We start from the raw sequence: 26,092 nt of genomic DNA, 5'->3' as shown, positions 1-26,092 counted from the left end.
GGATCTCGACGACGCATGTGTTCACTCGATTCGTCACATGCATCTCTTCTCGGTGACCACTGCGGCCGGTAGCGGGTGTGGGTCCACGGTCCGAACGGAGAGCTGCGCAACCCCCGATCGGACCTGTGCCTGGACGGCACGCCCCTCACCCTCCAGGACTGCACCGGCGCGGCCGGCCAGCGGTGGACGATTCCCGCCGGCTGATCCAGGCCTCGTGACCGTCGCCGCTGTCGCACTGCGGTGCTCGTCCGAGACCGGGCCGCCTTGGCCGAGAGGTGACCGGAATCAGTGATCGTCAGCCATACGATCATGGGCCTGTCACAGGCTAGGTTGTGGTCGGAGGTGACCATGCTGGAAGTTCTCGGGCTGGACCAGCCTGCCGAGGCGCTGTACATCATCCTGGTCGACAACCCGCCCATGGCCGTCGGGGAGTTGTGCCGCCGCACCGGCATCGAGCCCGATGCCGCGGTCGCCGCCCTGGTCCGGCTGGAGGACGGCGGCCTGATATCGCGGCTGACCGGAAGCCCGCCCCTGTACACCGCACTCCCGCCCGAGCACGCCCTGGAGGTGCTCCTGCTCGCCCGCGAGCGTGACATCCACAAGGTGCGCGCCCTGACCGGACAGTTGACGGAACGGCATCGCGAGGCCCGCCGCAGCCGCGACTCGACCGCGCTGATCGAGGTGGTCACCGGCCGCGACGGGGTCGCACGCTGCGGGCAGCAGTTGTTCAAACGCGCCGAGCGGGAGCTCCGCGGCATCGACGCGCCTCCCTATGCCCAGGCGACGGACGGCGAACGGGTCAGCTCCGCCACCGCCGTGGCCGGACGCGACGTCCGAAGCCGCTTCATCCACGCACGTCACACCCTCAGCATGCCGGGTGTGGTGGCACGGCTGGAGGTCGACATCACCGCGGGCGAGGAGGTCCGGTTCCTGCCCGAGGCCCCGATGAAACTGATCATCGCGGACGACCAGGCGGCGCTGATCCCGTTGCTGGCCACTCCTCAGGTTCTGGACGCGTGCATCCTCGTCCGGCCCTCCGCTCTGCTGGACGCGCTGTCCACCCTCTTCGAGTCGCTGTGGGCGCAGGCACAGCCCTACATGCCCGGAAGACCTGTGCCGATCGGTCCGAACGAGTTCGTCAGCGACGAGGAGCGGCGGATCGTCTCCCTGCTGGCCATGGGTATGTCGGACGAGGCCATCTCCCGCCAGCTGGGAGTCGGCCACCGCACCGTGCAGCGCCGGGTGCAGGCGCTGCTCGGCCGGCTGGGCGCGACAAGCAGGTTCCAGGCGGGGGTGCTCGCCGCCGGCCGTGGCTGGTGGCAGCCGGATCAGGAGCGGGCGGACGGTCCCCTGGCAGCGAGCCGGGGGCGCGCACCGATCAGTCCCTGAACCGGGCCGCGGGTCCGGTCGAGCCCCGGACGACCCGACTCCTGCATGGCTCAAGTAGGCTCTGTCATGGGACAGTTCGCGCACGACGTCGCTGTGGCCGTACCAGGAGCCGGTGAAGTGGCGCGCACCCGGCAGGACGGCGGTGTCCTCGGCTTCGCCGGGCTCGGCAACGGACGCCGGCACCAGCGAGCCCGCCCACGACGCACCCCGAGCGGGTTTCCGCACATGTTTGCCCGGCCTCGGGCGGTACGACGAACGCGGCGGGAGCCTTCTTCGGCGGCGCCGTCACCCGGGTCCGGCGCGCGCTGCGCGGGCAGGAACGACTCCAGCCGGGGGCGGAGCCCGGCGTCGTTCGGCACAGACATGCTGACCAGCACAGAGATCCAGCCAGGACCAGGGGCCGGTCGACGCGGCGGAGTGGCGGTTTGCCGCCGTGTCGTGTTCACGCCCCTGACACATCCCGATGCGCACGGGCCCTCACCCATTGGCATCGCGTCCGCTCAGCGAACGCACAGAATCCCTCATTCCATACGGAACACCCGTCAATCGCGGACCGAGGACACCCTGTCGACGCCTCAGTTCTGACACTCAGTCACCGTGGTCACAGAAGGCAACTGATTGACACGGGAAATACACAACCCGCTAATTGGCCCCCGGTGAACACACCAGAAGTTCACCGTCGCCCGAGAGCCGTGTACGGGTCGACCCCTGCACAAAACGCACGGGAGTCACACGTTGCGCACACCAGCGAGAACCAAGTTCCGTCCCAGACGACCGATATCCACCGGCCTGGCCGTCCTCGGCGCCACCGCCATGGCGCTGCTCGGCCTCCAGGCACCGGCGTCGGCCGCCGCGCCCGCGACCTCCTCCGCCTCCGCGGACGCCACGAGCGCGCATCCGCTCCTGGAGCCCGCCTGCGACGTCCCCAAACGCAGCCACTTCTCCTGCTTCGCCCTGCGCCGCACCGACGTGAAACCCGTCAAGGGCCTGATGCGCGCGGCCGACACCCCCAACGGCTATGGCGCCACCGACCTCCAGAGCGCCTACAACCTGCCCGCCGACGGCGGCAGCGGGCAGACCGTCGCCATCGTGGACGCCTTCGACGACCCCAACGTCGAGACCGACCTGGCCGTCTACCGCCAGCAGTACGGGCTGCCGGCCTGCACCACGGACAACGGCTGCTTCCACAAGGTCGACCAGCGCGGCGGGACCGACTACCCGGCCCCCGACCCCGGCTGGGCTGGCGAGATCTCGCTCGACGTCGACATGGTCTCCGCGGCCGCGCCCAACGCGCACATCCTGCTCGTCGAGGCGGACGACAACAGCTTCGAGAGCCTGTCGGCCGCGGTCGACGAAGCGGTCGCGCTCGGCGCGAAGTTCGTCTCCAACTCCTACGGCACCGACTACCGCGGCGGGGAGGGCGAGGATCCGTCCGAGACCACCACGCTGGACGCCCACTACAACCACCCCGGCGTGGCGATCACCGCGTCCACCGGCGACTACGCCTACGGCGTCGGCTACCCGGCGGCCTCCCAGTACGTCACCTCGGTCGGCGGCACCACCCTGACCCGTGACGCCTCCACCCCGCGCGGCTGGACCGAATCCGCCTGGAACCTCGCCGGTTCGGGCTGCTCCCAGTACGAGCCCAAGCCCGCGTTCCAGCACGACAGCGGCTGCGACCACCGCGCACTCGCCGACGTCTCCGCCGTCGCCGAGGACGTAGCGGTCTACCAGACCTATGGCAGCGGCGGCTGGTCGGTGTACGGCGGCACCAGCGTCTCCGCGCCCCTCATCGCGTCCGTGTACGCCGCCGCCGGCACCCCCGTCGCCGGCACCTACCCGAACTCCTACCCGTACACGGCGGGCGGCGGGATCAACGACATCACCACCGGTAGCAACGGCAGCTGCACCCCGTCGTACCTGTGCAACGGCACCGACGGCTACGACGGCCCCACCGGCCTCGGCACCCCGGCCGGCCTCTCCGCGTTCCGCAGCGGCCCGCACGGCGTGATCTCCGGCACCGTGACCGACAGCGCCACCGGCAAGGCCGTCGCCGGAGCGACGATCAGCGCGGGAACCAACACCGCCCACACCGGCTCCTCCGGCGCGTACTCCCTGACCGTGCCCACCGGAACGTATGACGTCGGCGTCGAGGCGTTCGGCTACGCCAGCGGCTCCGCGAGCGGAGTCGTCGTCGCCGACGGCGCCACCCTGACCAAGAGCTTCTCCCTCGACCCGGTGCCCAGCCAGACCGTCGCCGGCAAGGTCGCCGACGGCTCCGGCCACGGCTGGCCGCTCTACGCCAAGATCACCGCGGAGGGCGTGCCCGGCTCCGTGTGGACCGACCCGGCCACCGGCTCCTACAGCCTCGACCTGCCCGAGGGCCACGCCTACACCCTGCACGTCGCGACGACCACCACCGGCTACCAGCCCGTCACCAAGAAGATCACCGTCGGCGACTCCGCACAGACCGTTGGCTTCTCGGTCCCCGTCGACTCGTGGGCGACGAGTGCACCCGGATACCAGGTCCACGAGAGCGGCAGCACCGAGCCCTTCGACGCCACCGACGCCCCGCCGGCCGGCTGGAGCGTGGTCAACGCCGACGGCACCACCGGCGGCTGGGAGTTCGACGACCCCTCCAACCGCGGGAACGGCACCGGCGGTGACGGAGGGTTCGCCGTCGCCGACAGCGATCACTTCGGCGGCGAGGCGTCCCAGGACACCTCGCTGATCAGCCCGGTCTACGACTTCACCGGCATGGACAACCCGGAACTGGCCTTCAACACCCAGTACCAGCAGTTCACCAACCAGTCCGCCGAAGTCGACGCCACCACCGACGACGGCAAGACCTGGACCAAGGTCTGGGCCGCGGGATCCTCCATCTTCCCGGGCCAGCGCATCACCGTCCCCCTCGCCGACTTCGCGGGCAGATCCGCGGTACGGCTGCGGTTCCACTTCACCGCGCACTTCGGCTGGTGGTGGTCCGTCGACAACGTCTTCATCGGCAACCGCGACGTCACGACCGCCCCCGGCGCCCTCGTCGTCGGCAACGTGACCGACGCCAACACCGCCACCGGCGTGGTCGGCGCCACCGTCACCAGCCAGGACAAGCCGGCCGAGCAGGTCACCACCGTCGCCACGCCGGACGACCCCAACCTCCCCGACGGCTTCTACTCTCTGTTCTCGACCACTTTCGGCAGCCACTCCTTCACCGCCGCCAAATCCAAGTACACCGCGCTGACCAAGGCGGTGAAGGTCGGCGCCGACAACACCGTCGCCGCCGACTTCGAACTCAAGGCCGGCCAGATCACCGTCACCCCCGCCGCGGTCGACGCCACCGTCGCCTGGGGCGGCTCCAAGTCACAGAAGCTGACCGTCAAGAACACCGGCGGCGCACCGGCCACGGTCCAGATCGGCGAACAGTCCGGCGGCTTCACGCAGCAGGGCAAGGGCGCCCCGCTGCGCACCGTCAAGGGCGACTACACCGCGCTGTCGAGCAAGGCCCACGCGGCGAAGAACACCGCCAAGCCCGCGGCCGTCCCCGCCGACGACGCCTGGCAGGCCGCACCGGACTTCCCCGGCGCACTCATGGACAACGCCGTCGGCACACAGGGCGGCAAGGTCTACTCGGCCTTCGGATTCACCGGAACCAGCGACAGCAAGGACATGTACGTCCTCGACCCGGTCGCCGGCAGCTGGACGAAGCTGGCGAGCGCCTCCGACACCCGCGAGGACCCCGCGCACGGCTTCATCGACGGCAAGTTCTACGCCGTCGGCGGCTGGGGAACCAGCGGCAACCCGGACCCGAAGCTGGAGATCTACGACCCGAATTCCGACAGCTGGACCACCGGCACACCCGCGCCCAAGCCGTACGCAGGCTCCGGCAGCGCCGTCCTGGGCGGCAAGCTCTACATGATCGGCGGCTGCGGCGCCAGCTCCTGCGGCACCACGGACGCCAGCGTCTACGACCCCGACAGCGACACCTGGTCCGCGATCGCCGCCTACCCCGAGCCGATCTCCTGGCAGGCCTGCGGCACCGTCGACGACCTGCTCTACTGCGCCGGGGGCCTCGGCGCGAGCAACAACGACGTCTCCCACACCTACGTCTACGACCCGAACACCGACACCTGGTCCCAGCTCGCGGACATGCCTGCCGCGCAGTGGGGTTCGGCCTACACCGCGGCCAACGGCAAGCTGCTGCTGGCCGGCGGCGTCGCCAACAGCGCCCTCAGCAACCGCAGCCAGGCCTTCGACCCGAAGGCCGGCACCTGGAGCGCGCTGCCCAACCCCAGCGTCCCGACCTACCGCGGCGGTGGCGCACCCGGCTTCTTCAAGGTCGGCGGGGGCGTCGCCCCCTCCACCCCGACCTCGAAGGTCGAACTGCTGCCCGGCTACGACCAGACCGGGTCGGGCGACGTCTCCTGGCTGAACGAGAGCACTCAGCAGTTCACCCTCCAGCCCGGCGCCGGCACGACGGTCACCGTCTCCCTGGACGCCTCGGTACCCGAGGTGACCCAGCCCGGTGCCCTGAACGCGGCCCTGACCGTGGGCACCGACACGCCGTACTCCGTACCGCGCGTCCCGGTCACGCTGCACGTCAACCCGCCCAAGACCTGGGGCAAGATCACCGGCACCGTCCTGGGTGCCACCGCCTCCGGCGGCACCGCGCCGCTGGCCGGGGCGACCGTGCAGATCGACAGCTGGGCCTCCGCCTTCACACTCACCACGGGCGCGAACGGCACGTACGCGCTGTGGCTCGACACCCGTAACAATCCGCTGACCGTCATCGTCGCGAAGGACGGCTACCAGCCGACCGTGGCGACGGTGAAGATCCAGAAGGGAGCGACGGTCACCAGCAACTTCACCCTGAAGCGCAAGTAGCACGAAGAGCAGCGCGCAGGCTCTGTCGGCGGTGTGGCCCACCACACCGCCGACACCCGCGCGGTACCGCCTGAACTCCGTGCCATGGCACGGAGTTCAGGCGGTGTGCGGCCGCTGGATGGTCCGGGCGATCTCCCGTACCTTGTCGGACCAGGGCGTCGGCGACAGCGTGGTGCTGTCGACACGGACGACGGTACGGGTGCCGTGTGCGTACGTCGCCTCACCGTCGGTCGAGCACACGCGATAGTGAACGGTGGCCGAGGTCCTGCCCATCCGTTCCGTCCACAGGTGCACGGCGTATTCACCGAAGGCCGTGATCGGCAGGTCGTAGGTGATGGTGAAGGCCTTGACGACGTTGAAGGCGTCATCTGTGAGGCCACCCGCACGGATCAGCCCCTGATCCCGCCAGAACGCGACCCAGGCCCGCTCGACCAGTACCTGGTAGCGGCTGTTGTGGAGCAAACCCATCTGGTCCAGGTCGTCGAAATGAACAGTCACGGGTATCAGAACGCCGACGTCAACGGTCGGCGTGCTGCTCTGGGCGGTCGCGGTCATCGTGCTTCTCCTCGGTCGTGCAGGTCATCGGCCTCCATCTCGCGAAACGGACCCTCCGGGTGCACGGGTTCGCATCTGTGACACGTGACACTCGGAAGAGTCCGTGAGGAGCTGTGGGCCGTCCACGGCCCGCCCGGCCATGTGACTTCGGGCCGCGGGGCCACCCGGGCCCCGGACGGTCCACCCCCGTCCACGGCGACGCGGTCATCCCGGCCGGCTCGGCGACCGATGGATTCAGGGGGGCGGCCACGAAGCAGACAGCGGCGACGCCGACGGGATCGGGGCCTTCCCAGCCGATCGCACCGCACGCCGGTGGCCACCACGGCGGCGGTCAGCTCGTCCTGCCGCACCGGATGCGGGCGGCGCAAGTACCGCAGGACCGGGTTCGGTTGTCCGTGAAGATCAGCCGAAGGTGACCGAGTCCAGTGCGGCCACGCTGCGCCGCACCGTCTGCGTGTGCCCGAAGAGACCGGGAAGCCCGCCCGTGTGAAGGAACACGGTGCGCTGGCTCGGACGGATGTCGCCGTCGCGCACCGCGGCCATCAGGCCCGCCATGGCCCGCCCGCTGTACGTGGGGTCCAGGACGATGCCCTCCGCTCGCGCGGTCGCGTTCATTGCTTCCATGACGGGCTCGTGCAGCACTCCGTACCCGGGGCCGACCTGGTCGAGGCGGATGCGCAGCGATGCGGCCGTGACGTCACGACCGGTGAGCTCGCTGGAGAGCGCGGCGACGACATCGGCCGGTTCCGCCACCGCCCCGCAGTCGACACCGAGCACGCGGTCCTCACCGAGGGCGCCGATGAGCCCGGCCATGGTGCCGCCGGAGCCGAGCGCCACGACGACATGCTCCACATCGGGCAGCTGCATGCCGATTTCATCGCCTGCCTCGACATATCCTCGCGCGGCCAGCGCACTCGATCCGCCGAAGGGAATCACATAGGGACGCGCACCGCGCTCACGGAGTTGTGCACACACCTCCTCGGCGACGGCGCCCATGGTGCCGGGGTCCGTCTCCCCCGACCAGAAGACGCTCGCGCCGAAGAGGCTGTCGAGCACCAGGTTCCCGGAGCCGGCCGCCGCGCTGTCCGCCGTCCCGGGAAATACCAGAACGACTTTCATGCCCAGACGGGCACCGGCAGCCGCCGTCAGACGGGCGTGATTGCTCTGCGCCGCACCTGTCGTGACCAGTGTGTCCGCTCCGGCGGCGAGGGCGTCGCCGACCGTCCATTCCAGCTTGCGTACCTTGTTCCCCCCTCCGCCGAGCCCGGTCAGATCGTCCCGCTTGACCCAGAGTTCGTCACCGTTCAGGCCGAGCGCGACCGCCAGGCGCGGCATGGGTTCCATCGGTGTGAGCCACGTCGAAAGGGAATGCTTGGTGCTCATGGATTCTCCAACGAAGACAGTCATCCGCGGTGCGACACAGGAGATACGGGAAGCGATGTGCCGTGCCGGACGATTGCAGGACGCGCACGGGCGTCACTCTACTTCCCGGTCAGGGGCATTCGATGCATGGCGTATATACACCAAACCGTACCAAAGGATACATATCCGAGTTTCAGTCCATCAGCGGATGATATACAAAGCTACCGTGCTCCTGAACATGTCTCATGCGAGGAAACATATGCCACGCCGCAAGATCGGAATCACCTACCGGACCATGGCCTCGATCGCGCGGCCCATCGTGTGGGTGCTGTTCAGACGGGACTGGGCGGGTGCACGGCACATTCCCGCGGACGGTGGGTTCATCGCGGCGGTCAACCACAATTCCTATGTCGATCCGTTGGCCTACGGTTACTTCCAGTACACCACCGGACGCCCACCGCGCTTCTTCGCGAAACAGACGCTGTTCAAGGGGACGTTCGGCCGACTCCTGCACGCCATGAAGCACATCCCCGTCGCCCGCGGAGGGGCGGGAGCGCTGGCGGCGCTGGAAGCGGCGGCGACCGCCGTCCGGGCGGGCGAGGGCGTGGTCTTCTACCCGGAGGGCACACTCACCCGTGACCCTGACATGTGGCCGATGAGCGGTAAGACCGGCATCGCACGGGTCGCGCTGGAGACCGGGTGCCCGGTGATACCCGTGGCACAGTGGGGCGCCAACCTTCTGCTGCCACCGTACGGAAAGATGGGCAGGGTCTTTCCCCGTAGAACCCATCAGGTGCTGGTGGGACCTCCCGTGGACCTGTCACGCTTCGCCGGCAGGGAGCCGGGTCCGGAGGTGTGGCGGGAGGCCACGGAGGAGATCATGGCCGCGATAACCTCGCTGCTGAGCGAGATACGCGCAATCCCCGCGCCGACGGCCCCGGTTGCGCCACAGTCACCGGCGAACCCGGACGACGTTCCTGCGGCGATCGCCTGACCCGCGGCGACGCGCCGGCCGGGCACCCAGCCGGCGCTAAGCGTCCTGCACAGAACGCTTCTGCAGCAGCCGGTTGATGGTTCCTCGGGCCACTGAGGTGATGTCGTGCACATCGGTGCGGGTCATCCCGGCCTCCCGCACCGCCCAGGTGATCAGCGGGCCGCGGAGGTCACGGATCCCGGCCCAGGCGCTGAGAAGCTCGCGCGCCATCGTCTGCGCCGTACCCACCCCGCCGGCCGGCAACGGGGCGGGCTGCTCCCAGGCAGGACTGATCTGATGGGCCGTCACCTCGGGAGCCGCGGCCAGCAGAGCACGGTGCCGCGACGCGAGTTCGCCCCGCCAGTGCGCCGCGCCAGGCGTGTCGCCACTGCCGTAGCTCCGGGGTTCCCACTCGTTCTCCTCGGCCTCCGCAGCCCCGACCACCACGGGAACCAGCTGGGCCAGCCCACTGCGGACGTCGATCACAGCCGCCAGCTCCCTAGCGCTCGCGCCCACGGCTCAAGCTCCTGCGCCGCCATGCGGGACCAGTCCTCGGCCAGCCGAGGCGGTACCGCCAGCTTGCACCGAGTGAGCCGTCGCGGGCCGTCCATGAGGTCGAGCCGCACGCCGTGGGCCTGCCAGCTCCCGTTTTCGTCGGCCCACCGCTGCATGCCGATCCGCTGGACGAAATGCAGCCCGCTGCCGCGGGGCTCGGTGGTGATGTCCATGCTGCTTCCGTTCCGGGATGAGAGGGCAGCGGGTATCTGCTCGGCGAGGCCGCCGACTTCGTCGCCGTGACGGCGGGATGTCGTCGCGGCCCATGACAAGAACACCCGGGACACAGGGGAACGAGAGCGGGGCCCGTCGCGCCGCGCCGGGAAACCTCACCGCTCGCACGTGACCTGCGGGGGGACGCCCACCACCCGGCCTCAGGGGCAGGGCGCGCTTCCCGATCTCCCCCGGGTCCCGGTTGTCCGTCTCACCCGTCCGACACACCGCGGCCCAGCTCCCACACCTGGAGCACCGAGGAGGAGTTGATGGCGTACGCGACGCCCGTGATGTCGTCCCGGGCCGCGATGTACTCCTTGCCCTGCCACAGCGGCAGGACAGGTATGTCCTCGGCGACGGTGTCCTGGATCTCGTCCAGGGGCTTACTGGCGTTGAGGCGGTCGGCCTCGCGCCGGGACTCCGGGATCAGCTTGTTCTGGATCCTCGTGTTCGAGTAGGGCGAACCAAGGAAGTTGTGCTTGTCGAGGAAGGGCGCGACGAAGTTGTCGGCATCCGGGAAGTCCGGGAACCAGCCCATGCCCCAGACGTCGTACGCCCCCTTCTGTTCGGCGGGGCGGAAGGTCGCCCAGGGATGGCCCTGGATGGTGACGTCGAAGAGACCGCTGTCATTGAGCTGCTTGCGCAGGGTCTCGAACTCCTGCTTGGTCGCCGAACCGTAGTGGTCGGTCGTGTAGTGCAGCGTCAGCTTCACCGGGGCGGTGATGCCGGCCTGCGTGAGCAGGGCCTTGGCCTTCGCGGTGCTGGGGTCGCCGTACTTGTTGAAGAACGAGTTGATGTGACCGGTGAGAGAGGCGGGGACCAGCGAGTAGAGCGGCTTGGCCTGGGTGTTGTAAACCTTGGCCACCAGTGCGGCGCGGTCGATGACCTGGGCCATGGCCTGGCGGACGGCCTTGGACTCCACGGTGGCCGCCTTGGTGTTGAAGGCCAGGTACCGGATCTCCAGGCCCGACAGCTCGAGGAGGTCGACGTGCTTGTCGGTGCCCGCGTCGAGCTTGGCGATCTGGTCCGGCGAAATGGTGCGGGCCATCACATCGACGTCGCCCTTTTCGATCGCGGCGGCCATGCTGTCGGCGTCCGCGAAGACACGTATCACGACCTTGTCGTTGTTCACGTCCAGGCTGCCCCGGTACTGGGGGTTCCTGGTGTAGGTGACGCTGGCGATCGTGTTGTCCCTGACGACGGCCTTGAAGGTGTACGGGCCGGAGCCGTCCACGTCGAAGCCGTCCCGCAGCTTGTCCCCGGCGTAGTTCTTGGGGTTGACGATACCCGCGACCGGGGTGGTGAGCTTGTAGGGGAACGTGGCGTCGGCCGACTTCAGATGAAAGACGATCTCGCGGTCGCCCTGGGTTTCGATCGTGTCGATCGTGTTCAGCAGGGCGGAGACACCCGTGTCGGCGTTGATGCGCAGGGATCGTTCGATGGAGCTCTTCACGTCGGCGGCGGTGATGGCGTCCCCGTCGGCGAACCGCAGGCCCTCACGGAGCTTGCAGACGTAGCGTTCGCTGCCCTTGTCGGTGAAGGAGCAGCTCTGCGCGGCCTCCGGCACCGGATCGCCGTCGCCCTTGGGCTGGATCATCAGGGTCTGCACCGTCGGACGCAGGAGGTTCCAGGCGCTGGTGTCATACGTGTAGGCGGGGTCAAGTGGCGCCGGCGCGTCCTTGGTGGCGGTGAACTGGTCGGTGGTGGCGACGACAATGGCGCCGCCCTTGCTTCCGGTGTCGGCTCCACCGCACCCGGCGAGCGCCGGGGTGAGCAGGCCGGCCACGGCTGACAGCGCCAAAGTCTTGCGGTTCATGCGGAGTTTCTCCAGGGGCGTTCCGACCGTGTACCCGGCATGCATGAGGGGTGCGTCAGGGTGACGGGGGGTGGTGGCGGTGCAGTTGCGACGAGACTAGTCCGCTCTCACAAGTGGGCAGGCAGCCCATGTGAGTCGAGTCCCGATCGCTCAGCGAGACCGGGCGTGGAATCGCCAAGAACCCAATGCCGACAGGACTAGCCACTTGACCGGTCAACGGTATTGAGGAGTTGATCAACTGTCAACGTATCGGACGTCCACTTCGACACCTGTCGTATAGGTATCTCGCTGTCCTTCATATGCACGGATCCGCCGCCTCGTGACGGCACCGCCGGACAACTCGCCCCCAACGGTCAGGAGCGGCGTCGTGATCCTGTGCCATCGTCTCTGCCAGAGGCTCCTGGCCAGGCGGGTGCCCTGTCAGCAGGAGGAGCCGTTGGTACAGACCTCTGCCCCCGGCAGCCGTCTCGGAGCTGCCCTCTCATGGCTTCGCGCACACGACCCGGACCTGGCGGCGACCCGGCGCGCCGGACGCGCCGCCCTGGTGATTCCCAGCCTCTACGCCCTGTGCAGCCAGGTGATCGGCTCGCCCACCGTGGCCACCTTCGCCTCCTTCGCCTCGTTCTCGATGCTGCTGCTCGTGGACTTCAGCGGCCCCATGACCGAGCGCCTGCGCGCACACCTCGGCCTGACCGTCGCCTGGGCCGTCCTCATCTGCCTGGGCACCCTCGTCGCCCACCAGATCTGGCTCGCGGTCGTCGTCACCGTCGTCATCGCATTCCTCGTGCTGTTCTGCGGAGTCGTCAGCTCCGTCCTGGCAGGCGCGTCCACCGCGATGCTCCTGGCCTTCATCCTCCCGGTGGCCACCCCGGTACCGCTGTCCCAGCTCCCGGAACGACTGGCGGGAGCGGGACTGGCGGCGGCGACCGCCATGCTGGCCATCTCCCTGCTGTGGCCCCGGCCGACGAGGGATCCGCTCGGCGCACCGGCCGCCCGTGTGTGCCGGGCCGCCGCGAGACAGCTGTCGGACGAGGCGGATCTGCCGGCCGGAGTGCCACACGCCCCGGGCATCCGCTGCCGCGCCACCGCGATCGAGACCACCGCCGCGGCGGACGACCTGCGCACCGTCTTCAACGCCACCCCTTACCGGCCCACGGGACTGTCCGCGGGCTCACGGGCGCTCGTCCGCCTGGTCGACGAACTGACCTGGCTCAGCCGGATCCTCGCCGACAGCACGCCTCCGGCCGCAGGCCGGCCCTGCGACGTGAGCGCACACCAGGTACGGCGGGCCGCCGCCGCGGTACTGGACGAGGCGGCCGCCCTGCTCGACGCCCCGCGCAGCTCGCCCGCGGCGCTGCGCTCCGCCGCGGACCACCTGCGCGCGGCCCTGGACGACATGGAACGCAGCGCCAGCGTCCGGCTTCCCGTGCACGAGGAAGGCACCGGCACGCCCTCCCGGGCGCATCCCGTGATCGGGTTCCTGGATCTGTCGTTCCACGCGCAGAAGGTGGGGTTCGCGACGCTTCAGATCGCGAGCAACGTGGATCGTGCCGCGGCCGCCGAACGTCGTTCCTGGACCGATCGCCTCCTCGGACGTGAACCCGGAGCCGTCACCGAGCCCCTGGCCTCCGCACACGAACGGGCCGCCGCCCATCTCCGGCCCCAGTCCGTGTGGCTGCACAACAGTCTCCGGGGAGCGCTCGGCCTCGGTATCGCGGTCGCCCTCGTCGATCTGACCAGCGTCGAGCGTTCGTTCTGGGTGCTCCTCGGCACCCTGTCGGTGCTGCGTTCGAACGCCCTCAGCACCGGGCAGAACGCCGTCCGCGCGGTCGCCGGCACCGTCGCGGGGTCGTTGATCGGAGCCCTGCTGCTGAAGCTGATCGGGCATCACGGCGCGCTGCTGTGGGTCCTGCTGCCCTTCGCGGTCCTGCTCGCCGGCACCGCCCCTTCCGTCATCTCCTATGCCGCCGGTCAGGCGTCCTTCACCATCACCCTGGTCGTCCTGTTCAACATCGGCATGATCCCGGACTGGCACATCGTGCTGCTGCGGATCCAGGACATCGCCATCGGCTGCGGCGTGAGCCTGCTGGTGGCCCTGTTCTTCTGGCCCCGCGGCGCGACGGCCGCGGTGAACCGGGCGCTCGCCGACGCGTACACCGACGGCGCCCGCTACCTGACCGGCTCGGTGGCCTACGCGCTGGGCCGGTGCGGCACCGGCCCCGCCCCGTCGGCGGATGCCGCTCTGGAGGAGGGCCGTACGGCAGCCGCGTCGGCGCGGCGTCTCGACGACGCCTTCCGCAACTACCTCGCCGAACGCGGCGCGAAGCCGGTGCCGCTCGCCGACATGAGCACCCTGGTCACGGGCGTGGTGGCGCTGCGGCTGGCCGCGGACTCGGTGCTGAGCCTGTGGCAGTGCACCGAGGAGCGGGACACCGAGGCGGACCGGGTGGTGGCGCGGCTCGTCATCCTGAGCGCGGCCGGTCGGGTGAGCCGCTGGTACGGCGACCTGGCGGACGGTCTGATCCGGGCCGCCGCCATTCCGGATCCACTGCCCCGCAATCCCGTGGCCGAGGACCGGCTGGTGGAGTCCCTGCGCCGTGATCTGACCGACGAGCGCGGTCAGGCCACGGCCACGGCGATCCGCATCATCTGGACGGCCGACCACATCGACACCGCCCGGCGCCTCCAGCCGGGTCTGGTCGAGGCCGCGGCGGCGGACATCGCGTCGTGAGGTCGGCCGGGACCGGTCGTCCTGCGCCGTCGGCCGGGAGTGCACCGCGGCCTGGTCACGGGTGTCCGAGCGGACGGTGAACCATCCCGGTACCGCAGGGATGTCGGCCGGTCCGACTGCCCGATGTCGCTGCGCCGGCCCGGCGGCCGGTCACCGGCGCGGAGCCTGCCGCGTCGGCCTCGGCACGGCACACCGCCGCCGGACGCTCCGTGGAGCTCTGGGGCGCAGGCCCGTCCGGCGCGACGGTCACGCCGCGTCGGACGGTCAGGATCAGCGAAGGAGGTATCAGACCGACGGGCTGGACGCGTCGCCGTGCAGGCCCCGTCGGAGCGCGTCGAGCTGTCCGGCGATCATGCGGCGGCTCACCTCCGCGTCGGGGTTCAGTTCGGACACACCGTGGGAGGCGCCCGGGAAGTGGCGCAGCTCGGTGGGCACCCCCGCGGTGATCAGCCGCTGGGCGTACGCGAAGCCCTCGTCGCGCAGCGGATCGAACTCGGCGAGCGCGATATACGTCGGCGGCAGCCCGGCCAGGTCCTCGGCGCGGGCCGGAGCGGCATAGGGGCTGACATCGTCGCCGCGCTTCGTCTTCGTACCGCCGAGATAGCTGTCCCACATCACCTCCGCATTGCGCCGGTTGAACCCGGGAGTGTCGACGAAGGTGTTCATCGAGGGCGTTTCGAGGCGGTCGTCCAACACCGGCAGACCGAGGTACTGCATCGTCAGCCTCGGTCCGTTGCCGTCTCGTGCGGCCAGAGCCACGGCGGCGGCCAGGTTCGCACCGGCGCTCTCCCCCGCGATGCCGATCCGCTGGGGGTCCACGCCGAGTTCCTCCACGTGCTCGACCATCCATTCGAGAGCGGCGTAGCCGTCCTCCATGCCCGCCGGGAAGGGAGCCTCCGGCGCGACGCGGTAGTCCACAGAGACCACCACGGCGCCCACTTCGGCGGCGATCCGGGTGGTCTGGCTCTCGAAGAAGTCGACAAGGCTCAGGATGAAGGCGCCGCCGTGCAGGAAGAGCAGGCCGGGCAGCTTCCCCTCGTGGCCGGTCGGCGTGTAGACCCGAACGCGGAAGTCCGGAGCACCGTGCAGTCCGGGCACGCTGACGTCCCGGATCTCGACCGGCGTCGGCGGCTCGTAGGGCGGAGCCGGCAGGACCGCGCCGGCCGCCCGACTGCCGGCCACGAAGGGATGCAGGGTGCCTGAGCTTCCGGGGTCAACCGGGGCGGCTTCCGTGGCGAGCGGATCGGTCATGGTGCTGCTCCTGTCGTCAAAACGTGGGGATGGGGCTGTCGGTCAGCTTCCGGACGCGGTGGTGAGGAGATCGGAGCTGTGCTGCGGTCCGGTGAGCCGCGAAGTGTGTGTGAATCAGGTTGTTCCGCGTACGGTGACATCACGACGCGGCACGTGTTTCTGATGTCGTGAGAGTCTGCGGCAGACCGCCGCAGGACTCAGCAATCCTCGGAGAGCGGCTCGTCGGATCCTGCCCGGCTGACCGGAACCCGCAGAAGATCCTAAACACATATTACTTGTTCAGTCAATTAAAGGGCCGTTCGTCGGTATCAGGGGACCTGACTGGCGCCCTCCGTCGCGGACTTGACAGCCACGAGCGATTGCCGGGAGGGGCGGGTGCGCAGACCCGTCAGCGAGATCAGAAGACCGGTAAGGGCGATTCCGGTCCCGACCACCCAGGGCGCCCGTCAGCCGTCGACAGCCCGAGCCCGAGGAGCAGGCCCGCCGAGCGCCGCTCGACGAGCATGAGGCAGTCAGCAGCACCACGATGGCAGCGAAGGACAGCAGCGCACGCGGTGCCGTCCAGCCGACCTGCGGTGCCTGCACGACGGTGAAGACGAGCAGCAGCAGCCTTCCCAGGGCGCGTCCACCCGAGCCCATCGACAGAAGCCGCGCGAGTTGCGCACTCACACAGAGAAAGATATCGTTACAGATAGTAATGACCCTTTTGAGTCGCACGAGCGCCTCGGTGCCACGCGAATCCAAGCTCGAAACCGCGAGCTTGGCTCGGTTCACCAGCGGTGAAGCAACTCGCTCAGCGCGAACCCCAGTTCGCGCCCATGAGCAGAAGGCTCATGGAGGAAGCGCGCCCTCCCCCCACACTCCGCAACTCCGAACTCAGGAATGATTGCAGGGAGATCCGTCATGCCCGAATGTCTCAGCTCGTACTCCCGTCGGAAATTCCTCTCCACGTCGGCCGCCGCGGTTTCCGTGGCGGCCACCGGAGCTGTGGGACTGCAAGCCTGGGACGACTCGGGCAAGCCGGCCTCGGCGAGCGAGAGGCAGAGCATCCGCCCTTTCCGCGTGAACATTCCGGAGCAGGACCTGAGGGACCTGCGCCGGCGGATCATGGCGACACGCTGGCCCGACCGTGAGACCGTCAAGGACCAGTCCCAGGGCGTCCAGCTCGCCACGATGAAGGAACTCACCCAGTACTGGGGGACGAAGTACAACTGGCGGAACATCGAGAACACGCTCAACGCCCTGCCGCAGTACATCACCGAGATCGACGGACTGGACATACATTTCATCCACGTCCGCTCCCGCCACGCGAACGCCCTCCCGATCATCCTGACCCACGGCTGGCCCGGCTCCATCCTGGAGTTCCTGAAGGTCATCGGACCGCTCAGTGACCCCACGGCACACGGAGGCCGCGCCGAGGACGCCTTCCACCTCGTCATCCCCTCGATGCCCGGTTACGGCTTCTCCGAGCGGCCGACGACCACCGGGTGGAACCCCGACCGCATCGCGCGCGCCTGGGCCGTGCTGATGGACCGGCTGGGGTACGACCACTACGTCTCCCAGGGCGGCGACTGGGGCGCCGTGGTCTCGGACAAGATGGCGGTGCAGAAGCCCCCGGGGCTGCTCGGCATCCACGTCAACTTCCCCGCCACCGTGCCCCCGGACATCGCGCAGAGGCTTCAATGCGGCTACTCCGCGCCGGCCGGTCTGGACCCCGACGAGCTGGCCGCGTACAACAAGCTCGCCACCTTCTACAAGACCGGCTCCGGCTACTCGGCCATGATGGTCACCCGGCCCCAGACCGAGGGATACGGGCTGACGGACTCCCCCGCCGGACTGGCCGCCTGGATGTACGACAAGTTCGCGGCATGGACGTACAGCGGCGGCCACCCCGAACGCGTACTGACCAAGGACGAGATGCTCAACGACATCACCCTCTACTGGGTGACGAACACCGCGGTCTCCTCGTCCCGGCTCTACTGGGAGAACAACGCCAACAACTTCAACGCCGTGTCGGTGTCTCTCCCTGCCGCCATCACGGTCTTCCCCGGCGAGATCTACCAGGCCCCGCGCAGCTGGGCGTCACGCGCCTACCACGACCTCTTCTACTACCACAAGGCCAGCAGCGGCGGTCACTTCGCGGCCTGGGAGGTCCCAGGCATCTTCACGCAGGAACTCCGGGCCGCGTTCTCGTCTCTGCGTCCGCAGAAAACTGCAGGAAAGTAGGCGAACCGCCCGAAGACTTGGGCACGCGTCACCCGCCGGCGCGACAGCGGCCGTCGGGTGACGCATCCTCTCGCCCGCCTGAGCGATGGCCGGCTCCGGGGCTGACCCAGACGTCACCCAGCGGGACGACCGACCATCCATGGAAACGGATCGACGTCCCGGCTCCGGTCGTCGGGCCGGAGCCGGGAGGCGGTGTCCTACTTGGCGGTCAGGAACTCGTCCTCGGACAGGGGACGGTTCACGATCCGGATGTCACCGACGTTGCCGTGGAAGACCACGTCAACGGCGCCCGCGTACTCGTGACCGCCCACCAGCCAGGGCAGCCCGAGCGAGGTGAGCCCGACGGACAGGCGCTTCGGGTTGTCGACGACCGGCGCGCCCTCGACGTACAGCTTCGTGAACCGGCCGTCGTTGACCACGGCCAGATGCCACCACTTGAGCTCCACCAGGCCGTGACCCCAGTTGGTCGTCGGGTAGGTGTCGTTCGTCGGGTAGTGGTTGAACTGCGGCTCACGGCCGTTGTTCGTAATGGCGAACTGGGCCAGCGGCTCATTGGGGTCGGTGTTCTTGCCGTGCTTGCCGGCGGCACCGGCCGAACCACGGCGGCTGAGGAACGACGCGTTGCCGTTCTTTCCGGCGTCCCAGTCCAGCGGCATCCTGACGAACGCCTCGATGGTGTAGCCGGTCTTGAACGTCTCGGCGTTCAGCGGAGCCTTCGCCCCGGTGGTCAGATACGCGCCGTGAACGGGGTTGCGGCCGCCGACGAACTGGAGGCTGGCGTGGCCGGGCTGGTCGGGGTGATGGTCGGCGGACCAGGTCAGCGCGTCGGCCGCGCTGCCCGGGACATTCACCACCGTCAGGTCGTTGCCCTTGCCCGACAGGTCGTGGATCCGCTGGCCCTCGGCGAGTGCCGTGCCGGGGGCACCCTGCCCGTCGAAGCGCCAGTACGCCAGCGTGCCCTTCACCAGTTCCCGTGCCGCGGGGCGGGCCGGACGCACCGGAACGGGGTCGAAGCCGGAGAACCGCTCCTTGAAGTCGATCGGCACCGAGAAGTTGTCGACCGGGCCGCTGACCCGGGCGAGTTCGGCCGCCAGCTCGTTGCGGGACTCCGGGTCCTGGGCCAGGATCCACGGGTTGATCGTCTCGACGTCGATCGTGTTGCGGACCAGGTCGAAGTGGTAGAGCCGGATCATGCCGCCACCGCCGAAGTAGCGGTTCTGGTAGTTGGCGATGTGCATGTGCACGTCGTTGCCGGCGGCGTTCTTCTTGGTGGTACGCCCGGGCGGCCAGTAGTGACCGTTGACGGTCAGGAAGACCTGGTCGTTGTCCTCGACCAGCTTGTCCCAGACCGTCTGGCCGTGGTCGGAGAGCCCGGCGTTGTTCTCCGGGTCCCCGGACTCGTAGGGGAAAACGTTGTCATCGTAGGTCGACCACACCATGTCGTGCGTCGTGATGATCACGGGCATCTTGGGGCGGGCCTTGATGACCTCGTCGGCCCACGCGAAGCCCTGGTCGGTGGTGCGCCAGTCCAGGGCCAGCAGCAGCCAGGAGCGGCCGGCGGCCTGGAAGATGTGCGCGGTGTTGTAGCCGGTCGCGTCCGCCCCGGCGAACGTCTTCGAGTGCTTGAACCGGCGCGGGCCCATGGTCTGCAGGTACGTCGTGTCGCCACGGGTGTCGTCGCCGCTCAGGTCGTGGTTTCCGGCCACCACGCTGTACGCGGCGCCGTGCGCGTCCAGCAGGGCGAACGCCCTGTCGACCTGCTCGAACGACGACGGGTCGGCGTCCTGCGTCATGTCACCGAGGTGTGCCATGAACACGATGTTGAGGTCGGGGTTCCCGCTGTTGTCGATGATGTAGCGGAACGACTCCTCCTGCGGCGTCCGGTTGACGCTGTCCTGGCTGCCCCAGTAGAGGAACTGCGTGTCCGGCATGACCGCGACCGTGAACTGGAGGGAGGTCGGATCCGGATTCCACTTGCCGATCCTGCCGGTCTTGGTGGCGTCCGCGGCGGACGCGGGCGACGCACCGATCACGGAGACGCCGGTCCCCGCGACCGCCGCCCCCGCACCGGCCAGTGCGGCATTGCGCAGGAATCCTCGTCGGTTGTGCCCGGTCGGTTCTGCCGTCGGGTTGTCACCGTTGTTACACATGGGAGCTCTTTCGGATTGATTGTTCAAGCAACAACGACGCTAAGCAGCGGCGCTTCCGGCCGGGCAGACACGAAGTGACAAACGAGGATCAAGTGTCTGTCCAGGACTGAACGCGCAGGTCAAGTCGCGACACGAAGCCGATCTCCCGGTGAACCGGCGGTGGACGGACGGCTTCGCCGACGCCTGGGAGCGCACACTCGGACCGGCCAGTCGCCGACGGCATGGCAAGATCACATGTGTCTTCCCCGCCATCTGCGCGGCGACGGGCGAGCCCCTTTCCGAGAGGGCGAATCGCCCTCTGGAAACCCACTGCTGAGAGAGCTTGCACACATGGGCATACGTGTTCGGAGCGGCCGGCATCGCAGGAAACTCCTGTCGTCCCTCGCGGTCATGATGACCGCCGCCGGAATCGGCCTGGCGGCCACGCTGACCGGTTCTGCCGGGGCCGCCACGACATCCGTGGTCATCGACACGGGCGGGTCCGTCCTGTCGCACCGCGCCGCCGGCAGGACCGGATCGCTGGGCGTCACCTTCGGCTTCGACACCACGACACTGGCCGGTGGCCCTTACGAGAACCAGGGCAGCCAGACCTACAACTTTCCCCTCTACGAGGCGGCCCGGGGCACGACCCCTCAGTTCTGGGACAACTATGTCGAGGAACTGGTGTCCGCCGGCGTCGACTTCGTGGCGGTGGACACGCGCGGGTACATCCCCGGCTCCGCCGTCCCGAACCAGGGCGGAGACCCGCGCGCACTCGCCGGTCTGGTGGACGCGATCAACCGCGGGGGTTACGCGGACAAGCTGAAGATCGCCGCGTTCGACGACATACCGGCGTCCATGACCGACAAGAAGAACCAGGTCAAGCACCATGCCGGCGGCTACTCACCGCTCTTCGACATGGGAGACACGGACGGCTCCGGCGAAGGCGGCTACCAGTACCTGTGGGACGACGACCTGAGGTCGTACTTCCAGACCGTGCCGGACAACCTCCTGTACAAGGTGAGCGGGCAGCCGGTCGTCTATTTCTGGTCCGACAACACTTACGCCTTCACCGACCAGGGCAACGGCAACTCCGCGAGGATGCTGCAGTACGTCCGCTCACAAGCGCAGTCCGAGTTCGGCCAGAACCCCTACTTCGTCGTCGACAACAGCTGGCTGAAGAACGACTCCGCGGTGTCGGCCGTCGCGAACGGGGCGAACAGCTGGTTCGGGGTGCCGAGCCCGTCGTACACCAACCAGACCTTCAACGGCGCGTCCTACGGCGTCGCGGTGCCCGGCTTCCACTTCGTGACGGGCACCACCAACATGGTGATCGACCCGAATCACGGACAGACCCTGGTCAGCAACCTCGAGTCCACCGTCGACGGCGGTAACAAGATCACGTTGGTGGAGGGATTCACCGACTGGCAGGAGGGCGCGGGCCTGTGGCGTACCCGGAACGCGCCGTACGCCACCACACAGCGCGACTACCCGAACCAGAACATCAACATCCTGCGTCGCTACTCGAACGCCCCTTTCCCCGACGACATGGTGGTCCAGGCCGAGTCGGCGGACACGGTCAACGACACGACCGCGGGCAACCTGTGGAACGTCTACCGCAGCGACGACCTGGACGTACAGCCGGCCACTGACACCGGCGGCGGATGGAACGTCGGCAGTGTCGCCGCGGGCGAATGGCTGCAGTGGAAGGAGGTGCCGATGCAGGGGACCGAGAACCTCACCGTCCGCGTCGCGACGCCGAACAGCGGCGCCCAGATCCGCTTCGTCGTCGACGGTGTCGCCGGGCCCGTCGTCGACGTGCCCGACACCGGCGGCTGGCAGACCTGGCAGACCGTGGACGCGGGCTCCTTCCAGTTCTCGTCGGGGACGTACCACACCGTGCAGCTCCAGCAGGTGACGGGCGGCGAGAACATCAACTGGTGGCAGGCCAAGCGAGCTGCCGAGCCGACCGGACGGATCGTGGGCTACGGCGGCAAGTGCGTCGACGACGCCGGAGCGAGCACGGCCAATGGCACCGCCATCCAACTGGGCACGTGCGACGGCAGCGCGGCGCAGAGTTGGACCAGGGCGGCCGACGGCAGCCTCAAGGTGCTGGGCAAGTGCATGGACGTCAGCGGCGCCGGCACGGCGAACGGGACGAAGGTACAGCTCTACACCTGCAACGGCACCGGATCCCAGCGCTGGCAGCCGGGAACCTCCGGCACACTGGTCAACCCGCAGTCGGGGCGCTGCCTCGACGCGACGGGCCCGAGTTCGGCCGACGGAACTCGTCTGCAGATCTGGGACTGTGCCGCCAGCGCCAACCAGAAGTGGACGCTTCCGAACTGACACACCGACGCCGGCGGCCCTGTCGTGGGATATCGGCAGACATCACGACAGGGCCGCCGGCGCTGTGGCTGACGTGAGCCCGGGGGAGGCGTACGCCGCGGCACGTAGGAAGGCCCGCACCACCACAGAAAGGGCGGGACACCAGCCCCCCACCCGCTGTCCGTTTGTGGCCGGACGGCAAGAGCCCTTCATTCAGGAAACGAAGCGGCGCCTCGCCAGGTTCACTTGCGCGGGTACCCAGTCCGAGGCCGCGGGATACGGGCCCGACATCACGTCCGCCCGCGTGACACGTACCGTCACGAGTCCTCCGCGAGATATGTACCTCATCTGCACCTCGTAAGGTATGCACTCACGCGTGGCAGCGCCGACCAACGGTGACTGCCCGACCCCCGCCACAGGAAGAAGAGGGCAACCATGGTGTCGAAGAGCGAGCTGACGGAACAGGCACGTCTCACCCACGAGGCACATGTCGAAGCCTGCAGGTCCTGCAAGACCAACAACAAGCCGTACCAGGCGGCGAAACTCCTCAGACTCGAGTACAACAACCTGTTGAGATCGACGAGGCGTTGACACCGCCCACCGCTGCGGCCTGAGGTCCGTCGGCGCCTTCGGCATTCCCTGAGGCAGCGGCTGCGTGGCGCCGCGCCAGTACTCGACGGGCGGCCGCGGTCCGTGGTGCTGCCGGCAAGAGGGCGGGGTGGGCCGTGCCGGCCATGTCCCGCCGCCGGTCACCCGGCCGCGGCGACGAGTTCCTCGGCCACCTGGGACGCGGACGGCATCGCCGCTATCTCCTCACGCAACCGGTGCGCTTCCTTGGCGTAGACGGGATCGGACAGCACCAGCCCGACGGCGGCCGTGACGGCTTCCGGGGACGCCTCGTCCATGGGCAGGGCCCGTCCGGCTCCCGAGGCCTCCAGGCGGTGGGCCTGGCGCAGCTGACCGGGGGTGCTCGGTGCGACGACGGCGGGGACACCGCGCGCCGCCGCGCCGAACGTGGTGCCCGAGCCACCGTGGTGCACGACGACCGACACCCCGTCGAGCAACTCCGCGGCGGGCAGGAAGCCGACCAGTTCCACCCGGTCCGGATCCAGCCCGAAGCCCTCGACGGACGCGTCTCCCGACGCCGTCGCCACCAGGTCGACGTCCAGCGTACTGAGCGATCTGAGCAGCGAACCGAGCTTCTCCGGCTCCCGCTTGGAGGTGCTGAAACTGACCAGCACCCGAGGCCGGCCGGTCAGCGCCGCTCGCCGTGCGCACGGGGTCCCCTCGGGAGCCTGATGGGGCTCGGGCCGCAGCGCCCTGTGTTCCATTCCCGGCAATGTGCCGTCGCGGCGCAGGCTGGGCGGACAGAGGTCCAGCAGCCAACGTCCGGAGGGCGCGTGGGCCGGCGGTTCGATGCCGCGTTCCAGATAGCGGGAGCGCGCGCTGGCGGCCAGGGCGTCCAGTACGTCCGGTTCCAGCGCCGGGTCGATGGCCATCACCGCCGACGGCAGGTCGAGCGCCGTGGCGACGAACTGCCCCACGTAGTCGCAGTGTTCCGAAACGATCACATGGGGCGCCCACTGTCTCGCGCCGACGAGGGCCTCGTCCACACTGAGGTCGAGGCGAGCGCCGGCGAAGTACTCACCGACGAATGCCGGCGATCCCACCCCGGCCCCGCGGGTCCGGCGGACCGCCTCGGCGACCATGACCTCCTGCGACGGGCCGACGGGAATCAGGGCGAATCCCTCGGACTCGACCGGGCGCGCGAGCTGCGCGGCCGCGGCGAAGGCGACGGTATGTCCCTGCTTCCGCAGTGCCCGCGCCAGGGGCAGCATCGGCAGGACATGCCCCAGCATGGGGGTGCTGAACATGAGAATGCGCATACGCGAACGCTACTACATTGTTGCACGGTCAAGTATTTTGGGTGGCTCGACCCGACCTGCCGTCAGGCGACCGACACGACCTGCACGGAACCTGCACCTGATTTAACAGAACCCAGCAGAATATCGAAGAAGAAATTCTCCTCCGGGCGCATGCTCAGTGTCACGGTTTGACCAGGAGTGACCTCAGAGGCCGGAGAAATACGCCGGTCCCCTTCATGCCGCCCGCTCACCATGGCGACCTTCACGGGGTTGCGGCCGATATTCCGCAGGGTCACGGCCGTCGTCCGGGGGCACTTGCCGAGCGTGCCCTTCGTGCAATTGAACCGGAGGTCACCGAACGCGGTCGTGCCGCACGAGACCTCGTACCGCCGATCGGACAGCGACGTGCACACGGTGCCCGCCTCGACCGCCGCCGGTATGTCCCGCTGGGGCGCGGCATCGGAGGAGGTGTGCGCGGCCATCGCCGCGAGGACGGCCGCGGCCGCGAGCACGGCGGCCGCGGCACCCATCAGGAGCCCGCTGACGATCCGCAGACGGGCGTCCTCCTCGGTCGAGCGCAGAACCACCGCCGTCGCGATCCGGAATATCCGAATCAAGCGCGAAAACACTTGCCTGACCAAATCATTTCCCAAGTGATTGTCGCGTCAAGAACGATTTTCAGCTTAGCCGATCCCGATTCTCCCGGGAGTCCGCGTCAGACGTCCTCCGCGGGAACGAGCGTGATCAGCCGCAAGGTCTCGACATAGAGCCACACCAGTGTCAGGGTCACCCCGAAGGCCGCCGCCCACGATTCCTGCCGGGGAGCGCCGTGGGTGATGCCGTACTCGACCTGTTTGAAGCAGACGGCGATGAACGGCGTGGCCACGACGATGCCCATGACTCCGAAGGTGACACCGCCGAACACACTGCGGAAGCCCAGGCCTTCGGCACCGAGGAACGGGGCGAGCAGGACATCGGCCACGATCAGCATGATCACACCCAGTACGGCGGCACAGACGAAGCCGTGCCCCCGGTCGGGCATACGTATCCAGCGGGCCGGGTAGGCCACCAGCACGCCCGCGAAGGCGGCCATCGTCCCCAGGACCAGCTGGACGAAGACTCCGGAGACATACGTCGAGGCCGTTTCGGACAGCACACCCAGGAACACGCCCTGAGCCATCCCGTACCCGAGGGTCAGGACGGCGAAGGGTCGGCTCAAGCGGCACTGGAGCAACACCAGAACCGCGACGACGACAGCGGCACCGCCCGCGAGGACGCAGGCCCGGCCCGGATTCGCCGGCGGCACCGGCGACAAGGCCCACGACAGGACCGCCGTCACCACCGTCAGACCGAACACCGTCGTCGCTCGCGCCACCACCGCCTTCATCGTCATGAGGTCGGCGACGAGCCACGACAAGGGTGTGGCGTCCGCAACGTCCGCCCCATGACCGGCCCGGACCCGGTGCCGCACGAGGACTGCCTGGGCCGACGGGTCCATCGCCGCCGTCTTGCGACCGCTCTGACGTCTGAACCCCCTGCTCAGAAGCACCGGGTTACTGCTTTTCAACGCGAGCCCTTCGACGGACGGTACGGCAACATCGACACCGGCCGACCGGTTCGGAAACCGGTCGCGGGATGCGGGACCCAGTGGGGCGGCCGCCGAAGCGCATTCGGCTGCGACGGCCGCCCCGGTCCGCCGCGGGGGTGGGGCGGCGGGAGCTTGTCACTCAGGAGAGGGGACCCGGCACGGCTCCGCCACAGAGCCGCCCACCCCACCGCACTCATCGGCAGTGGAGCAGGGCCCCGTCACAGATAAGA

The 26,092-nt window shown here is 68.9% G+C and carries 17 protein-coding genes; 7 read left to right on the top strand and 10 right to left on the bottom strand.

Features of this window, described 5'->3' with window-relative positions:
* Nucleotides 1–348: 348 nt before the first annotated feature.
* Together ACGFZQ_RS36780 and ACGFZQ_RS36775 are read left to right on the top strand one after the other, a co-directional pair.
* Complete coding sequence (locus tag ACGFZQ_RS36780; RefSeq protein ID WP_393844010.1) at nucleotides 349–1,389, top strand: helix-turn-helix domain-containing protein; 1,041 nt, start codon at nucleotides 349–351, stop codon at nucleotides 1,387–1,389.
* Nucleotides 1,390–2,124: 735 nt separating this feature from the next.
* The gene (locus ACGFZQ_RS36775; RefSeq protein ID WP_393844009.1) at nucleotides 2,125–6,270 is read left to right on the top strand and encodes a carboxypeptidase regulatory-like domain-containing protein; all 4,146 of its coding nucleotides are present in this window, start codon (nucleotides 2,125–2,127) and stop codon (nucleotides 6,268–6,270) included.
* A gap of 96 nt (nucleotides 6,271–6,366) precedes the next feature.
* Here ACGFZQ_RS36775 and ACGFZQ_RS36770 read toward each other — a convergent pair whose 3' ends face one another.
* Both ACGFZQ_RS36770 and ACGFZQ_RS36765 read right to left on the bottom strand, forming a co-directional pair.
* Nucleotides 6,367–6,825 (bottom strand): acyl-CoA thioesterase, encoded by a 459-nt coding sequence (locus ACGFZQ_RS36770; RefSeq protein WP_393844008.1) that lies wholly within the window; start codon nucleotides 6,823–6,825, stop codon nucleotides 6,367–6,369.
* A gap of 402 nt (nucleotides 6,826–7,227) precedes the next feature.
* Nucleotides 7,228–8,208, bottom strand: coding sequence for a D-cysteine desulfhydrase family protein (locus tag ACGFZQ_RS36765; RefSeq protein WP_393844007.1), 981 nt, complete (start codon nucleotides 8,206–8,208; stop codon nucleotides 7,228–7,230).
* 238 nt (nucleotides 8,209–8,446) lie between these two features.
* Between ACGFZQ_RS36765 and ACGFZQ_RS36760 the strand changes: the two genes are divergently transcribed.
* Nucleotides 8,447–9,181: a lysophospholipid acyltransferase family protein gene (locus tag ACGFZQ_RS36760; RefSeq protein WP_393844006.1), complete on the top strand. Its 735-nt coding sequence runs from the start codon at nucleotides 8,447–8,449 to the stop codon at nucleotides 9,179–9,181.
* Between the two features lie 36 nt (nucleotides 9,182–9,217).
* On the opposite strand, the gene ACGFZQ_RS36755 is transcribed toward ACGFZQ_RS36760, so the two are convergent.
* The 3 genes from ACGFZQ_RS36755 to ACGFZQ_RS36745 form a co-directional block, all read right to left on the bottom strand.
* Entirely contained in the window at nucleotides 9,218–9,646 is a 429-nt protein-coding gene (locus tag ACGFZQ_RS36755) for a hypothetical protein (protein ID WP_393844005.1), read from the bottom strand.
* Entirely contained in the window at nucleotides 9,643–9,888 is a 246-nt protein-coding gene (locus tag ACGFZQ_RS36750; RefSeq protein WP_393844004.1) for a hypothetical protein, read from the bottom strand. The genes ACGFZQ_RS36755 and ACGFZQ_RS36750 overlap by 4 nt, the downstream gene beginning before the upstream one ends.
* Nucleotides 9,889–10,139: 251 nt before the next feature.
* The gene (locus ACGFZQ_RS36745; RefSeq protein WP_393844003.1) at nucleotides 10,140–11,744 is read right to left on the bottom strand and encodes an ABC transporter substrate-binding protein; all 1,605 of its coding nucleotides are present in this window, start codon (nucleotides 11,742–11,744) and stop codon (nucleotides 10,140–10,142) included.
* Between the two features lie 436 nt (nucleotides 11,745–12,180).
* Between ACGFZQ_RS36745 and ACGFZQ_RS36740 the strand changes: the two genes are divergently transcribed.
* A complete protein-coding gene (locus ACGFZQ_RS36740) occupies nucleotides 12,181–14,475 on the top strand; it encodes an FUSC family protein (protein ID WP_393844002.1) in 2,295 nt (764 codons plus the stop codon).
* Nucleotides 14,476–14,760: 285 nt separating this feature from the next.
* On the opposite strand, the gene ACGFZQ_RS36735 is transcribed toward ACGFZQ_RS36740, so the two are convergent.
* Entirely contained in the window at nucleotides 14,761–15,726 is a 966-nt protein-coding gene (locus ACGFZQ_RS36735) for an alpha/beta hydrolase (protein WP_393844001.1), read from the bottom strand.
* A 903-nt stretch (nucleotides 15,727–16,629) separates the two neighbouring features.
* Here ACGFZQ_RS36735 and ACGFZQ_RS36730 point away from each other — a divergent pair.
* Entirely contained in the window at nucleotides 16,630–17,952 is a 1,323-nt protein-coding gene (locus ACGFZQ_RS36730; RefSeq protein WP_393844000.1) for an epoxide hydrolase family protein, read from the top strand.
* A gap of 197 nt (nucleotides 17,953–18,149) precedes the next feature.
* On the opposite strand, the gene ACGFZQ_RS36725 is transcribed toward ACGFZQ_RS36730, so the two are convergent.
* Entirely contained in the window at nucleotides 18,150–20,102 is a 1,953-nt protein-coding gene (locus ACGFZQ_RS36725; protein WP_393843999.1) for a LamG-like jellyroll fold domain-containing protein, read from the bottom strand.
* Between the two features lie 330 nt (nucleotides 20,103–20,432).
* Between ACGFZQ_RS36725 and ACGFZQ_RS36720 the strand changes: the two genes are divergently transcribed.
* On the top strand, nucleotides 20,433–22,430 hold the full coding sequence (locus ACGFZQ_RS36720; RefSeq protein ID WP_393843998.1) for a DUF5010 domain-containing protein: 1,998 nt from the start codon (nucleotides 20,433–20,435) through the stop codon (nucleotides 22,428–22,430).
* Nucleotides 22,431–22,844: 414 nt separating this feature from the next.
* Nucleotides 22,845–23,000, top strand: coding sequence for a hypothetical protein (locus tag ACGFZQ_RS36715; RefSeq protein ID WP_393843997.1), 156 nt, complete (start codon nucleotides 22,845–22,847; stop codon nucleotides 22,998–23,000).
* Nucleotides 23,001–23,158: 158 nt separating this feature from the next.
* Here ACGFZQ_RS36715 and ACGFZQ_RS36710 read toward each other — a convergent pair whose 3' ends face one another.
* From ACGFZQ_RS36710 to ACGFZQ_RS36700, 3 genes are all read right to left on the bottom strand, one after another.
* The gene (locus ACGFZQ_RS36710; RefSeq protein WP_393843996.1) at nucleotides 23,159–24,295 is read right to left on the bottom strand and encodes a glycosyltransferase; all 1,137 of its coding nucleotides are present in this window, start codon (nucleotides 24,293–24,295) and stop codon (nucleotides 23,159–23,161) included.
* Between the two features lie 62 nt (nucleotides 24,296–24,357).
* The gene (locus ACGFZQ_RS36705) at nucleotides 24,358–24,903 is read right to left on the bottom strand and encodes a hypothetical protein (protein ID WP_393843995.1); all 546 of its coding nucleotides are present in this window, start codon (nucleotides 24,901–24,903) and stop codon (nucleotides 24,358–24,360) included.
* Nucleotides 24,904–24,989: 86 nt separating this feature from the next.
* Entirely contained in the window at nucleotides 24,990–25,823 is an 834-nt protein-coding gene (locus tag ACGFZQ_RS36700) for a Bax inhibitor-1/YccA family protein (protein ID WP_393843994.1), read from the bottom strand.
* Nucleotides 25,824–26,092: the final 269 nt, after the last annotated feature.

The organism is Streptomyces sp. NPDC048254 (genome assembly GCF_043201895.1).
GTDB lineage: Bacteria > Actinomycetota > Actinomycetes > Streptomycetales > Streptomycetaceae > Streptomyces.
This window is presented reverse-complemented; position numbering and strand designations above follow the sequence as displayed.

Excerpts from the sequence above, each read along its gene's own strand:
- ACGFZQ_RS36765 (WP_393844007.1), bottom strand. The coding sequence starts at position 8,208 with ATGAGCACCAAGCATTCCCTTTCGACGTGGCTCACACCGATGGAACCC.
- ACGFZQ_RS36770 (WP_393844008.1), bottom strand. The coding sequence starts at position 6,825 with ATGACCGCGACCGCCCAGAGCAGCACGCCGACCGTTGACGTCGGCGTT.
- ACGFZQ_RS36780 (WP_393844010.1), top strand. The coding sequence starts at position 349 with ATGCTGGAAGTTCTCGGGCTGGACCAGCCTGCCGAGGCGCTGTACATC.
- ACGFZQ_RS36750 (WP_393844004.1), bottom strand. The coding sequence starts at position 9,888 with ATGGACATCACCACCGAGCCCCGCGGCAGCGGGCTGCATTTCGTCCAG.
- ACGFZQ_RS36735 (WP_393844001.1), bottom strand. The coding sequence starts at position 15,726 with ATGACCGATCCGCTCGCCACGGAAGCCGCCCCGGTTGACCCCGGAAGC.
- ACGFZQ_RS36730 (WP_393844000.1), top strand. The coding sequence starts at position 16,630 with ATGCCCGAATGTCTCAGCTCGTACTCCCGTCGGAAATTCCTCTCCACG.
- ACGFZQ_RS36715 (WP_393843997.1), top strand. The coding sequence starts at position 22,845 with ATGGTGTCGAAGAGCGAGCTGACGGAACAGGCACGTCTCACCCACGAG.
- ACGFZQ_RS36725 (WP_393843999.1), bottom strand. The coding sequence starts at position 20,102 with ATGTGTAACAACGGTGACAACCCGACGGCAGAACCGACCGGGCACAAC.
- ACGFZQ_RS36760 (WP_393844006.1), top strand. The coding sequence starts at position 8,447 with ATGCCACGCCGCAAGATCGGAATCACCTACCGGACCATGGCCTCGATC.
- ACGFZQ_RS36745 (WP_393844003.1), bottom strand. The coding sequence starts at position 11,744 with ATGAACCGCAAGACTTTGGCGCTGTCAGCCGTGGCCGGCCTGCTCACC.
- ACGFZQ_RS36710 (WP_393843996.1), bottom strand. The coding sequence starts at position 24,295 with ATGCGCATTCTCATGTTCAGCACCCCCATGCTGGGGCATGTCCTGCCG.
- ACGFZQ_RS36720 (WP_393843998.1), top strand. The coding sequence starts at position 20,433 with ATGGGCATACGTGTTCGGAGCGGCCGGCATCGCAGGAAACTCCTGTCG.